Raw genomic sequence first — 13,679 nt, 5'->3', positions numbered from 1 at the left:
TTCCTCATCTGCCTTCTTTCTCCCGTGCCATCAAAAGCATTTTTTCAAAAGACTGAGCGAATCTTTCATCATCTTCCTCCGTCCGCTTCTTCGGTCCCTTGACATGACATTTACGGGAACTTCTTCTGGCTTTTTTACTCAGGTGACGTTCCATTAGCATCTGATCAATATTATCATCCGTGTACCATTTACCTGATTGATGAATAGCATAAGCACCTTTTCCCAATGCCATTGCAGCCACACCATAGTCCTGTGATACGACAATATCTCCTTTATGGCAGATACTAATCAGTTTATAATCTACTGCATCTGCTCCTGCACCGACAACAACAACTTTACTATAAGTCGATGACAGAACATGGTTTGTATCACACAACAACATTACCGGAACACTATTATCTTTTGCAATCTTTTCAATGATCGCAACCACTGGGCAGGCATCTGCATCAACAAATATTTGCATCTTTCTATTTCTCCTCTGAACCATTATAAGAATAAGCTCTGCTGTTCGTATTCTGCCTCTCGTTTTAGCTGAACCGGTACCTGATGCAGAATTTGCTCCATTTTCCTGTCATCGAACCAATCTTTCAGCTGTCCTTTTTCCAATATCAGCGGCATACGATCATGTACTTTTATCATAGATTCATTGGCTGCTGTAGTCATAATCACAAATCGTCGTTCATTCTCAAACCAATCACAGAAGCCAGCCATATACAATACTGGTGCATCATATCTGGAAAATGTATTTTTCTCTTTTAACCGATTCCATTCATAGAACCCACTTGCCGGTATCAAAATGCGGTGATAGAGGATTCCATTTCGAAAAGAAGGTTTATCCATAACAGATTCTGCTCTTGCATTTATAACCAGATTCTTTCCTTGTGACAATGGATATCCCCACTTGCAAACATCCAGTTTCAATCCATGTTCTGATTTTTCAATGATCGGTGCTACATTGGTTGGAAAGATATCTCCTGCAAAATGTTCCTGCCGGATCCGTTGGTCTATATCATGCACTACTTTTTCGATTTCATCTGCCATATCAGAATCAATATAATATCTACCACACATAATACTTCCTTCACTTATAGATTCTATTTCATCAAATATACATCATTTATTTCTAGGCACTTTAAACTCAGTTAATTTATAATTTTGAATCCACCCCATACATTCTTCACCATCTTCATTCTCCCAAATTATCTGTCGCCACTTTTTATATTTATCTATAATTCTAACAACTTTCCCTTCCTCAAGCTTTTCAATTACAATCGAATGGCAGTCATGCTTCAGTCGTACAATAGATTCTCTATTAACGATTCTATATTTAGTCGTATTTAGCTCCTTCGCATCATATCCCATTCCAACGATGTAATAATTATTGACTTGTTGTGTATAATTGTAATTATTTATCGTTGTTGCTGAAGAATTCGTAACTCCCAAAACAACTGATATAATCGTAATAATAAAGTTCAGCCATTCTCGTATTTCTTTAACATCTATCGTTCGTTTTTCTTCTATTGGCAAATTCTGCTTCTCTTTATTTATCGAAAGATTCGTTGCTCTTTCATATTCCGATGCAATAGTTTCTGACACCGTATCAATATCCCATTCTTCGGATTCTGAGAAAACTTGATCGGTAACTCTTCCCAATAAATTTATATGAGGCTTCTGGCATAATGGTGGAAGCCTAACACCATAAATTAACAACACCATATTGAAAAAACACTTGTGTCCTTTAATGTATTAACTGCGAAGAAAAACACAAAAGGAGTATTCACAAGTGGCTTCAGTTAATACATTATGCAAAAGTGTCCTTAATGTCAAGAACACAGTTATAAAAAATTGTAATCTTTACTCTGATAAGAATGGAGTTAAACATATTCGTATCCAAGCAAGACCTAATAAATGGCACGAGAACGACTGCCCATTCTGCCATAAATCATGCCCTGTTTATGATAAACATTCCAGTAGTATAATGCCGAGATATTACGAAGATAACTCGTAGAAAATGCAAAGTCCAGTCGCAAGTTTAGACACGATATTGCTCTTAACAGTCGTATAAAATCAACATTTGCAGGGATTTATCAAATTCCGACATACCGTCTTAGAAAATGAATAATCCCTCGCAATTCATTATGAACTACGAGGGACTGCTTACTGACTGTTAAAGCGGTAGCCGATCTCACGAACACTATCTATGGAAAAGTGAGAGTTTGTATCACAAAGTTTTTTACGAAGATTCCGAATGTGAAAGCCTACGGTATCCTTTTCATTGCCTGCTGATATTTCGCCCCACACCTTATCATAAATCTGCTCGTATGTAAGAACACGACCTTTATTGGCTGCGAGCAAGCAGAGTATATCGTACTCTTTGACGGTCAGTTCAATTTCCTGACCGTTATTGATAACTCTGCGCCGGCTCAAATTGATTTCTAAGCCGGAAAGGGATAATGTCGGCTCATATGAAATCTCTAATTTTTCAAAATCAGGGTGCTGTTTTACAAAAGCCAGCATATCGTCAAAGGCTGTTGAGTCTTGTGCTTTGAACTCCATTATTACGATTCGTCCGATATTATCACCCCCCTTGGTTAGTTTTTTTGTCTTGGACAACATAAGATTTATTGCGTGAGATAATACGATTCATCAATCGTTTTCAGAATAAAATTCACATCGTCATAACGAGAGGAATCGGACTGAGAGCCTAAACTGCATATCAAAAACTCTTTTCCGTGCTGCTGATAAAGCACAATCAAGTTATAGTCGTCAGACAGAGAGCCAGTCTTAATTCCGCATACATTTTCGTTGTAATATTCGGATGTCGGATCAAGGAAGGCGTTTGTATTCTGCCATATTTGTGTACTGCCATCAGGCAGTGTTGCCGTATAAGTGTTTTGAGATACAATTTCTCTAAACCACGAGTATTCCAACAACCGATATACTACTTCTTTCAAATCTAAAGTGGTGGTAAGTGCCTCCATATCAAAACCACTCGGATCATATAAAACTGTGTCTAAGTACCCCTGCTGTTGCAAATGCAGGTTTAAGTTCTCCATGAAAATCCTCACACGCTCTTGACAGCTTTCTGCTTGCGGCGAAAGTAATCCTCCACAATAATCAGCAACCACATAAGCTGCGTCATTCCCTGACGGTACTAACATTGCCGCAAATAGATTGTGTAAAAAGTATTCTTTTTCCTTGATTTGAGCAACAGACGAGCCAGGTTTCGTGAGTGAAATAGCACCATAGTCTGCAACAACGATACTATCAAGGTCTGCTAAAGTTGACGCATACTCAATAACAAACAGCTTGGCTAAACTTGCAGGAATTTGTGGCTCGTTCTCGTTTTTTGAAACAAATATTTCATCATCAGAACAATCCACCAAAATCAGCGATTTTGCATTATAAGAGTCAGGAAAATCTTCTTTGTAGAGAAAACCATTTATTTTATTCTTTACCTCTCTGAAATTTTCCGGCTGCATTGCCCACGGCACAAACATTATACCTATGCCGATACAAACTACAAGCAAAAACAAAAATACTCCAAATCGTTTTTTCTTACGGCGTTTTCTCTGCATATATGTGCTCACCTCCCAACACCAAAACTCCTATGTGCCATTTTTAATCGGCATAATTTGCCTGAATACACTCTGTAAATCCAGACGGATCTCCCAACTTAGCTTTATCAATATTATCACGAAGATATTTGCGTGTGGCGTCATCACAGCGATCTGTTCCCATATAAGGCATATCAAAGGCTTTTTCGAGTTCAGCTAAGGCTTTTGCCGCCCTTTCCGAATCCGTATTGTAAGTATCAAGCCATTCCTGCATCCAAGAATATTCCCAAAGGTTAGATGCTCTTGTATCGCCATATCCTATCTGAAAAGACGCTCCCGTATCTTCGCCTTCCAAAGCATCAGGCGGCGTAAAGCCCTCCGGCCAATTCAAACTCTCAATGGTCGTTAGGTATTCTTCTTCAATGGTAGCAAAGTCCGTGAAACCTCTTGTGTTTGTGTCGGAGTCCGAAGAAGTGGAGCAGCCTGCCAGCATAATCACCAGCAAAGAAATCATAACACACAATAACAGTCTGTACGGTCTTTCGGATTTTGAGATTGTTCGTTTCATTTTGTTTCCTCCTTGAATTGAGTTTTATTATCTAAGAGCCAATGCAGGCTCTAATTTTGCTGCTTTCAATGCTGGTAATAATCCGCCCAATAATGCTGTAAGCACAGACACAGCAACTGCAACAACAGCAACGCTGATTGGATAACTCGGTGTTCCCACCGGGGAATCCACAGGGAGCAACGCTCCAATACAATGCACCAAAATCAGCGAAATCAAAATAGCTGCAAGGCAAACGAATATTGATAAAATCAACTGTGAGCCTAAAACCAATGCCACAATATTTGTTCGTGAAGCACCTATCGCTCTGCGGATCAGCAACTCATGTGTGCGCTGTTCCAATGAAGATAGTCCGATATTGATCTGCCCTAATACGGAAACAAACAGCAACAAAAGCGAAGTAACCAAAAGCCCTAATTGCAGTATGGACAATACCGAATCATAGGTATCTCCAATATCACTCCGCCCAGCACTTTCCCAGTAACCGCCAATGGTATCAGTCAAAATGTCGCCAAGGGCAGAATGTATCTGTTCGATTGTCAGTCCTGTTGTGGGATGCCAATACACATTTGCATTTTGTACTTGCCACATTGCTGGTGCGAAATTGAGGATCGCCGCAGAATCCGCATAGATAGTCGGAAAATCCCTGCCATCGTTTACTACTCCGACAATATTGAATGGGGTTAACGAAAGTGTGCTTTTTACATTTCCTGCAGCATAGGGCGAATCATTAAAATAGTTTTTAGCTTCTTTGTTTATGACCACTTCAAGCGAGCCGCCCTCACTCGAAGGCTCTAACCATCTACCGGATGTCATTGGAAGATTATAGACTTGACTATATGCCTCCGTGGTGCAAACTAAATCAAAAGCCATCAGGTTTTGGTAAACATCATTCGGCGGTATTGGCGTTAAATCTTTCATTGGTGCAAATCGAATATCTTCTCCCATAGAAAAAGTAACAGCGGCTACATCATCAATGGCTTCAAATCTCTGGAATAATTGTTCCATTTTATTTCTATCGTGAAAATCGGATTCCGTTATCACGAATGAGTAAGTAGGTGACCAGCCATATACCTGTGCGTTTACGGAAATCAAATACTCCCGTCCAAGCGTACCAACTAATACCGATCCAAGCATTGCGATAATGCCTACAAGCATTGAAACACTTGTCAGAATACTTCTAAGTGGAGACAGACGAAGGTCTTTAAGTATCATTTTTAGCACAAGTTATCCTCCCTCCATCCATTTCAAAAATCGTATCACAGGTATCTGCAATATCAGGATCGTGCGTAACCAACAGCAGCATAATTCCATTTTCTTTTACGACGCTGTGCAACAGTTCCATAATCTGCGTTCCCGTCTTTTTATCCAACGCTCCCGTAGGCTCATCACATAAAATGGCTTCCGGAGATACTGCAAGCGCCCTTGCGATTGCAACTCTTTGTTGTTCACCGCCGGACAAATTGATTGGGTAATCATTTTCCTTGCTTTCTAAGCCGACACTTTTTAGCAAGCCTGTAATTATCTCGTGACGCTGTTTGGCGGTAAACGACTTTTTGGCATAGAGTAGGGGTAATTCGATATTTTCCCATACCCGCAAGTGCTTAATCAGAGAGTAGTTCTGAAATACAAATCCGATATTATTGGCTCGCAGTATAGACAGATCACGGTCTTTCAAAGCAGAAATAGATATACCATCATAAAGGTACTCGCCCTCATATTCCCGATTTAACAAGCCAATAATGGATATAAGGCTTGTTTTGCCTGAGCCGGACTTTCCGACAATGGCATAACTGCGCCCTCGTTGCAATTCCATATTAGCGTTGGTTACTGTTGTCAGCATATCGCCATTATTCAATTTGACGCTTGCTTTCAAATCCTTTATTTTGATTAAAGTCTTTTCGGAAATTCCTTTCATTTTATCAAATCCCCCTCGGATCAAGGTTTGGCGGAGTAGCAGAAACTACATCGCCCTCCTCTAAGCCGGACAGTATTTCTATATTGGCTCCGTCTGTCACACCCAATGTCACTTTTGTTTCCACTCTTTCTCCATTCGGAGTAATTACAGTAACCAATCCCGTCCCTTGTCTACCCGCTATTACCGACAGCGGCAATATAAGGACATCATTTCTCGTTGTCGCCGTTATGACTACCGTTGCACTTTGCCCCGATTTCACATCGACTGTTTGACTGATCAAGCATTGCAGAATGCCCTCTTGCGGCACGATTCCCGTAAACGCATTTTCATCTGCGGCAGGCGACACCACGGCAATCATATCGGTTGGTCCTACACCATCATATACTTGAAATTTTGCTTTCAACTCTGCATACTCCGGTAAGGTACTCAAAAAATTATCTGCCTCTACATTGAGGGCAAATCCTGTATAATGCACTATCGCTACGGGATAATTACTCGGTACGCTTTCATTGGATGGGGCAATAGAGGTAATTGTACCATCCACCGGAGATTTCAATTCTTTGCCGTTCACAGTTCCAATAATTTGCCCGGCAGTGATTTTTTCTTCTAATTCTACCGCTGTATTAAATATGCCATTTTCGGGTGAGAAAATAATAAACGGTACTGCCGGAACAATAGTCGTTTGCGTTGAAACGGTTGGAGTAATTGTCCCTCGTACAACTGATACCGTTTTTTCTGCGGATGTTGCGCTATCTGTAAGATTGTTTTCGTCTGTCTGCCCAATTGCAGAGCAGGCAGATAGCGTAAATACAAGAAACAAAATAGAACATAGCAGCATTTGTTTTCTTAGCAACTTCATCATTCCTCCTTATGCTGTATCACAAAAAATACGAGCCTCTATCTTGATACTTTTATTGTACCAAAACAGAAGCCCGTATTTTCTTGATTGCTCGTAAGATATTCCTCTTTTTTTCTATGCAAATTCTTACAATTTTCCTACGCCAACGGCAAAGTAATTGAAAACTTGTTTTGATCCTCTTGGCTCTCTGCAACGATTGTACCATTGTGTAGTTCAACAATCTGCTTTGCAATCGCCAAACCTAATCCAGCTCCTCCACTGCTTGTACTTCTCGCTGCGTCAAGCCGATAAAACTGCTCGAAAATCCTGTTTAACTTTTCTTCCGGCAGAGTATCGCCGTGGTTACAAAAAATAATGCTGACCGTATCTTCCTGACATTGTGCGCTGATCGTGATATCCGTATTTTCAAAACTGTAGATAACCGCATTTCTCAAAAGGTTATCAAAAACACGCTGAATTTTGTCTGCGTCACATCGAAGCATTATATCATCATCAACACAAAGATTACATTGCAAATTCTTTGATTTGAGCATAGGCTTAAATTCATATACAAGTTGCTCCAGCAGGCGAGTTAAATTGATTTTCGTGTATTGTAATGTAATATCGTATATATTGAATCGTGTTATCTCGAAAAACTCGTTAATCAGATCCTCTAACCGTTCTGCCTTACCAAGAGTGATTGAAAGGTACTTTTCTCGAAGTTCCTTTGAGATTTGCGACTCATCACGCAGTAAAGTAAGATACCCGATTACAGAAGAAAGCGGTGTTTTCAAATCGTGTGCAAGATACATAATCAGGTCATTTTTTCGCTGCTCATTTTCTTTTGCAAGCCTTGCATTACTTTCAGCCTCTTGTTTTAACTGATTGATGTTAGCGGCGATTTCACTCAACTCCGGGGACATTTCAATGTAACTGACATTCTGATCGAACATTTTTCCTGTCGCAGCCTGTACCTCGTACACATAGGCGACTACTTTTTTCAAAAGTAGGTATGTCATGTATATAATACAGCCACCCCACACGATTACAGCCACTATATAAAGATATACTGTTCTGTAATACAAGTAATAATACAAAACATACTTGCGGAGAATTTCCTCTGCCATAATTCCTAAAAGAAAAGTACCGCCAAAAATAAGCACAGAGCAAATCGCACATTGAATTACATACCCTTTGAACAAGGTAGAGAGCAGATAGTTTTTTTCTTTTTTATTCAATTTCATACCCTACCCCCCAAACAGTTTTAATGAACTTCGGATTTTTTGAAGGTTCATTCAATTTTTCCCGAAGCCGCCCAATGTGCGCCATTACCGTATTGTTACTGTTGCGAAGATACTTTTCTTTCCACACGGCTTCAAATAATTCCTCCGAGGCGACAACTTTACCCTGATGTTCGCACAGATACCACAGAATAGAAAACTCCAACGGAGTCAAGGCTATTTCTTTGCCATACAAGTAGCACTTGTGGCTGACTCTGTTTATCAGTAGACCTCTGATGTCATACTCGTCTTTTTCTTCGGATTGGCTCAAATTAGGACTGTTATAGCTCTGATAACGCCTTAATTGCGTCTTTACTCTTGCCACAACCTCTAAAGGATTAAACGGTTTCGTTATATAATCATCCGCACCAATCGTAAGCCCCATAATCTTGTCGCTATCCTCAATTTTGGCGGTAAGCATAATAATAGGGAAGTAAAACTTTTCCCGAATTTTTTGGCAAAGTCGAAAACCATCAATATCCGGCAGCATAATATCAAGTATCGCTAAATCAATCTGCGACTGTTTGATACATTTCATCGCCTCTAACCCATTATAACATTTATATACTGAATAACCATCGTTACTCAAATACACTTCAAGCAGATCAACGATTTCTTTTTCGTCATCCACAATTAAAATCTTCTTGTTCATTGATCCTACACCTCATTTTCGGGTACGGCTTCCATTATGTCGCCAAAATCACACTCTAAGTATTCGCATATATTCAACAGCACGGGAAGGGTAACATTTTCATTTTTTCCGAGTTTCGCAAATGTACTTTTGCTTGCCCCGACCGCTTCTCGTAATTGACTCTTTTTCATTCCCTTGTCAATCAGAAGTTTCCAAAGTTTGTTGTACCGTACTTTCATTTCCGCACCTCCACCCAAATATAGTTTGTATTATAGCACTTTGAGAGTGAAATCGCAATTATTAAGTCTGTATTTTGAGACTTTTAGTTTTCAAACCGGCACAATATCTTTCTGATATGTAATCCAACCGCCTGCAAAATGCAGGCGGCTTGTGTATTTTAATAGGCAGGTGCGCCGTAGCCAAGAATCTCGTAATAACCGATAGAATACTCATTGACTCGGCAACTGTCGCCGGAGTTGCCCTCGACCGTATAAACCTTGCCGTTTTCGACCTTTTGAACAATACCCGTATGGTCGGATAATCCATCCTGACCACTTTCGTCTGCCCAATCGAAGAAAATAATCATTCCGGGGGCAGGCTCGGCGCTGCCATCCAGCCATTGTCCACGATCCTTAAACCATTGTACTCCGTTGACACAGCCTGCATATTTTGGGATAACTCCAGCGTCGATATAGCCGCACTCGTTGGCACACCAAGATACAAAGCAAGCACACCATTCTACACGGGAGTTAAAACCGTACCACGACCAATACGGCTGACCGCCCACATTGCCAACCAGAGAGAGTGCAACGGTCACGATCTGTCCGTCGCCGCCTGTAATGCCGTAAAGCACCTGTGACCAAAGGTAATTGTTTTCATCTGCAAGCAGTTCAGCGAGGTAGCCTTTCTGTTCTTCGTTAAAACCATATTGCGCCGCCATTTCCTCGGCAGTCTTGTGGCTGACGGTAATATACAGATAGGTTTGTGTGACCGTGCTTTCAGTTTCCACGATATTACCGTGTCCGTCATCGGTTTCGGTAATAACTGTTTCGGTCTTGCTCTCTGTTCGGGAAGATATTTGATTCATCTCCCAAAAGATGTCTTTTAAGAGTTGCTTTTTGCCATCGTCCATTGTGGCAACCTCTTGGGGGTTATCTTGATCCGTATTCGTTTTTACAGAGTAAACGGCAAGCACCTCTTTCCAAACGGCTCTGCTGCCACTCATTTCAAGAACATCATAGGATACCGAGTTCTTTTCCTCTTGCAGCTTGGTATCGTATTCGGTATTGATTTCCTGCACAACGGTCTGCATACTCATTCCAGTGCCGGAATCTTCGTCTGAGAAGAAAATGCCAAATACTGAGCCGAGGATCATACCAATCAGGCAAATCACGATAATAACCAAAACCGCCACCCAGCCGCCTGCGGCGATAGCGGCAATCAAGGCTTTCGTTCCGGCAATAATCGCTTTAATGGCAAGTGCGGTCGCTTTGGCAATCGCCTTTACCGTAACCACGGCGGCTTTTGCCGCAGCCCTTGCCGCTTGTGCTGCTCTCTGTGCAGTTTTAACCGTAATGATTGAATCCACCTAAAACTCCTGGATTGCTATGCCCCCGCTTATGCCCCTTGTCATCATAATGGTTTAAACCGCCAAAGAATCCTGGTCGACTCTCACCTACTTTATGCCCGTTATTGTCATAATGATTCATACCACCAAAAAAGGAAGGCGAACTATGTCCGATTTTCTTTCCATTTGCATCATAGTCGTTCATACCACCAAAGAATCCTGGTCTGCTCTCGCCTACTTTTTTCCGTTTGCATCATAATGGTTTATGGATCCAAAGAATCCTGGTCTGCTATATCCTTTTTTACTCATAATGTCATCCTCCTGACTCTATTAGCCTCTTGTTTGATCTCAGAATAACACACTTTTCTCATTTGGAAGTCGCATAACAGGCGACATTCTTTTATCGCATTTACATTCATTATACCATTTATAATTCTTCCGACAATACGCAATAAAGCCGGAAGCCACGTTATCATCCATGACCTCCGACTCGTTCTGCTTATTCTACACTGTCCTTACACCCAAATCAACTCCTCTCTCCGTTTTATCTTTTCCCTGCTTTTCTTGAATAATCCTCTTATTGATCTCAAGCCGTTCATGAATGGATAATTTCTTATCTTTTCCATCTACCGCCTGCTTCTGCTGTGCCGGTTTTCTATCTGTTTTTCCTACATCCTTAACAACTTCATTCGCTTCGGTACTTGTTACCCTCTCATCTGCTCTTCCTTCATATCTTTCTGCTATCTGCTGTTCTCGTCTCTCCTTCACACCTTTTTCCTCCAGATTGCAAAAACTCTGCAGATACGGAAGCACATGATTCTGCATGTCTGTCAGATCTTCCATATACTTTTGGAACTCTTCACTTCCTTTGCCTTTCTGGTAATTGATCCAATACTCATCTGTAAGCTTCATTTCATTATCATACTTCAACTGACTCACAATACCGCCATGTCCATTTCCAATATCCATTGACTTCTTAAAATGATGCAGCATCTGTTCACCTTTTTCCGCATAATATACAGTCACATATATCTTTGCAATTTTTGTAGGTTCCTCTGTCTTCGGATCACGTTTTGCATACCATTCTTTATCCATTTCTGCTGTTTTTGCATCCAGCTCAGACAGCTTCTGACATCTTGGATTCATGAGATCACTTTCTTCACAATAGTTTACATACACCATTGGTTCCATATCCTTTGGAAGTTCAGGTTCATAGGCTTTCAGTCTTTCAATCAATACTCCTGCACGAACAGACAGATCGCATTCTTCGTCTACAATATCCTTCAGATATGAAATATAGGAATGAATATTTCCACTTCTCAAATCCAGCATTACTTCCTGCACCGTATTTTCTCCCCTCTCCACATTATCTCGATACTCATACGGATCAAAAGCTTCTGCAATCTCATCCAGTGCCTCTGCCAGCTGTTCTGTGGTCATTTTCTCAGGATACATTGCTTCTCGAACATCCCTCATCGGTACATACTTGTAGTCCGGCAATGCTTCATGAATTTTCTCGATCCCTTCCCGTACCAGTGCAAGTTCTCCATAAAATCGAACATCATCCATCAGATTTCCGAATACGGTATTCCCTTTAACGATCGCAAATTCGGCTTCATCATAGTAACTGTCTTCCGGATCACGATAAATAATTCCCATTGAGCATCCCAGATACGCAGTTTTAGGATTCTCCCTATATTTTTCATAGACCGCAGCAATCTGATTAACATCGGTACTTTTTTCATAAGCTCCCATATCATGGAACTCATCACATTCTGTGGCGAAATATTCCAGATAAGGCTCTTTCTTCGGTGGCATATTATTAAGGACGTTATCAATCATGTTATAATTCGCCTCTTCCAGTTCCTCCACCTTTGCCAAAGGCTTATATTCGCCCTGGCTTTTCTGAATCTCTGCCATTACAACTTCATCCATTTCTTCTACTTTTTCCATCAACTGATCATAATCTCCACGGATGCGTTCTCCAGTCCAGCCTTCGTCTTCCAGAAGTTCCTCTGCCGCTTCTTCAATAGAAATTTGATCATTTTCATAGACGCCACCATCCATCAGACGAAAATCTTCATCGTAAAACGAATAATCATATCCTTCTTCTGTTCTCTGAATAGCAAAGTAACGTTCTCCTACCTCATATGCCAGTTCACTAAGAACCTGTTCTTCCAGATTCAGGAAAGAATCCAGCTGTTCAAAACTGATACTGTCTACAAAATGAGCGGTTACTTTTTCCCCGTCATTCAGAACTATGATATCACTGACAGACAGGGAATGCCCACGGAAATCTTCCGGTCTATCAATGTTGAACCTTTCAAAAATATCATCCAGTGACATATTTCCCGATAATTCCCCAACATAGACCAGCTTATAATCTTCTTTTTTTATCTGCATACCATGACTTTCAATAAAGCGCATATTCATAAATGCATAGTTTTCGCCCGGTGAATCGTCCTTGATCTGATAAATACCAAAGGTTCGCCTTGTTCCTAACAACAGGTTTGCCTCTTTCAAAGACTGAATCTGCGGATATTTCTGCATTTCCCATTCCAGGTTACGGAAACGCTCCAGTTCTGTCATAGACATCTGATAATGCTCCGGTCCTCGTTCAATTTCCATGCGTTCCGTGACATACATTGGTGATGAAAAATTAGTGATCAGATAGATATCTGCTCCGGCATCGTATAATTTCAGTGCTTCTTCCTGCTCAATGACACTCATAGGCTCCTGAAATGCTCCAAAATCTTCATCGGCATAATCCAGGTCATTCTCCTCTATCCGTTCCCACATCTGCGATTCCATGCCAAACAGACCTTCATGCGCCTGTATCATTTCTTTACTTGCATACTCTCCCTTGCTGCCATCGCTGCCCAGGCAATAAATCTTAGAACCCATTCTGTGATAATCCAAAGCTGCTTCTTTTCTAAGCGGCACCATGTCTTCTGCTGTATATCCATAATCACGTAATTCCAGCTTACCTATGGTTGGATCTGGTAGATCCTGAATATCCATTCTTGCATCATCCAGTAGATCCTCTACCCCTTCTTCATCTGCCTGGATCACTGCATCTGCTAGATTTCTTACCAGAGTCCTAACTTTCTCTTCCTCACCGATCAGATTCGCATATTCAAAAAGCTGTTCTTTTACATCTGTTGGAAATTCTATGCCTCTACGCTCTGCCTGACTGATCTGTCCCTGCGTGTATTCCTGCATTTTCTGTGTTTCTCTACCCGTTATCCTGTTTCTTGCCATATAAATTCCTCCTGTGTTCTAAAAAATGGCATAACCGACAGAACCTTCTTCTACCAAATTAT

At 40.9% G+C, this 13,679-nt stretch carries 15 protein-coding genes; all 15 read right to left on the bottom strand.

The features are described 5' to 3' along the window. Positions 1–4: 4 nt before the first annotated feature. The gene (locus LIZ66_RS12905; protein WP_015514506.1) at positions 5–463 is read right to left on the bottom strand and encodes a YaiI/YqxD family protein; all 459 of its coding nucleotides are present in this window, start codon (positions 461–463) and stop codon (positions 5–7) included. A gap of 23 nt (positions 464–486) precedes the next feature. Continuing rightward, positions 487–1,071 carry an SOS response-associated peptidase gene (locus tag LIZ66_RS12900; protein WP_012744277.1) on the bottom strand — a complete coding sequence of 195 codons (585 nt, stop codon included), beginning with the start codon at positions 1,069–1,071 and terminating at the stop codon, positions 487–489. A gap of 42 nt (positions 1,072–1,113) precedes the next feature. After that, complete coding sequence (locus LIZ66_RS12895; RefSeq protein ID WP_012744278.1) at positions 1,114–1,716, bottom strand: hypothetical protein; 603 nt, start codon at positions 1,714–1,716, stop codon at positions 1,114–1,116. Positions 1,717–2,157: 441 nt separating this feature from the next. Beyond that, positions 2,158–2,556 carry a winged helix-turn-helix domain-containing protein gene (locus tag LIZ66_RS12890; RefSeq protein ID WP_015514508.1) on the bottom strand — a complete coding sequence of 133 codons (399 nt, stop codon included), beginning with the start codon at positions 2,554–2,556 and terminating at the stop codon, positions 2,158–2,160. A 65-nt stretch (positions 2,557–2,621) separates the two neighbouring features. Next, positions 2,622–3,578 carry a D-alanyl-D-alanine carboxypeptidase family protein gene (locus LIZ66_RS12885; RefSeq protein WP_012744280.1) on the bottom strand — a complete coding sequence of 319 codons (957 nt, stop codon included), beginning with the start codon at positions 3,576–3,578 and terminating at the stop codon, positions 2,622–2,624. Between the two features lie 43 nt (positions 3,579–3,621). Then, positions 3,622–4,125 carry a hypothetical protein gene (locus tag LIZ66_RS12880; RefSeq protein ID WP_015514509.1) on the bottom strand — a complete coding sequence of 168 codons (504 nt, stop codon included), beginning with the start codon at positions 4,123–4,125 and terminating at the stop codon, positions 3,622–3,624. 27 nt (positions 4,126–4,152) lie between these two features. After that, on the bottom strand, positions 4,153–5,337 hold the full coding sequence (locus LIZ66_RS12875; RefSeq protein ID WP_012744282.1) for an ABC transporter permease: 1,185 nt from the start codon (positions 5,335–5,337) through the stop codon (positions 4,153–4,155). After that, positions 5,327–6,040 (bottom strand): ABC transporter ATP-binding protein, encoded by a 714-nt coding sequence (locus tag LIZ66_RS12870; protein ID WP_004853372.1) that lies wholly within the window; start codon positions 6,038–6,040, stop codon positions 5,327–5,329. The genes LIZ66_RS12875 and LIZ66_RS12870 overlap by 11 nt, the downstream gene beginning before the upstream one ends. 4 nt (positions 6,041–6,044) lie before the next feature. After that, positions 6,045–6,899: a hypothetical protein gene (locus LIZ66_RS12865; RefSeq protein WP_226841040.1), complete on the bottom strand. Its 855-nt coding sequence runs from the start codon at positions 6,897–6,899 to the stop codon at positions 6,045–6,047. Positions 6,900–7,036: 137 nt separating this feature from the next. Continuing rightward, positions 7,037–8,122 (bottom strand): sensor histidine kinase, encoded by a 1,086-nt coding sequence (locus tag LIZ66_RS12860; RefSeq protein WP_008703821.1) that lies wholly within the window; start codon positions 8,120–8,122, stop codon positions 7,037–7,039. Further along, a complete protein-coding gene (gene vanR / locus LIZ66_RS12855) occupies positions 8,109–8,810 on the bottom strand; it encodes a VanR-ABDEGLN family response regulator transcription factor (RefSeq protein WP_004853366.1) in 702 nt (233 codons plus the stop codon). The genes LIZ66_RS12860 and vanR overlap by 14 nt, the downstream gene beginning before the upstream one ends. Before the next feature lie 5 nt (positions 8,811–8,815). Continuing rightward, positions 8,816–9,028 carry a helix-turn-helix domain-containing protein gene (locus LIZ66_RS12850; protein ID WP_008703822.1) on the bottom strand — a complete coding sequence of 71 codons (213 nt, stop codon included), beginning with the start codon at positions 9,026–9,028 and terminating at the stop codon, positions 8,816–8,818. A gap of 158 nt (positions 9,029–9,186) precedes the next feature. Beyond that, complete coding sequence (locus tag LIZ66_RS20370; protein ID WP_008703824.1) at positions 9,187–10,377, bottom strand: CHAP domain-containing protein; 1,191 nt, start codon at positions 10,375–10,377, stop codon at positions 9,187–9,189. Then, on the bottom strand, positions 10,355–10,561 hold the full coding sequence (locus tag LIZ66_RS12840; protein WP_173719636.1) for a hypothetical protein: 207 nt from the start codon (positions 10,559–10,561) through the stop codon (positions 10,355–10,357). Before LIZ66_RS12840 ends, LIZ66_RS20370 begins: the two co-directional genes overlap by 23 nt. 299 nt (positions 10,562–10,860) lie before the next feature. Next, positions 10,861–13,617: a YodL domain-containing protein gene (locus LIZ66_RS12835; RefSeq protein ID WP_117764029.1), complete on the bottom strand. Its 2,757-nt coding sequence runs from the start codon at positions 13,615–13,617 to the stop codon at positions 10,861–10,863. Positions 13,618–13,679: the final 62 nt, after the last annotated feature.

This window comes from Blautia faecis (genome assembly GCF_020554845.1).
Classification (GTDB): Bacteria; Bacillota; Clostridia; order Lachnospirales; family Lachnospiraceae; genus Blautia_A; species Blautia_A faecis.
Note: the sequence above shows the minus strand (reverse complement) of the source record. Positions and strands in the feature narration are given on the sequence as shown.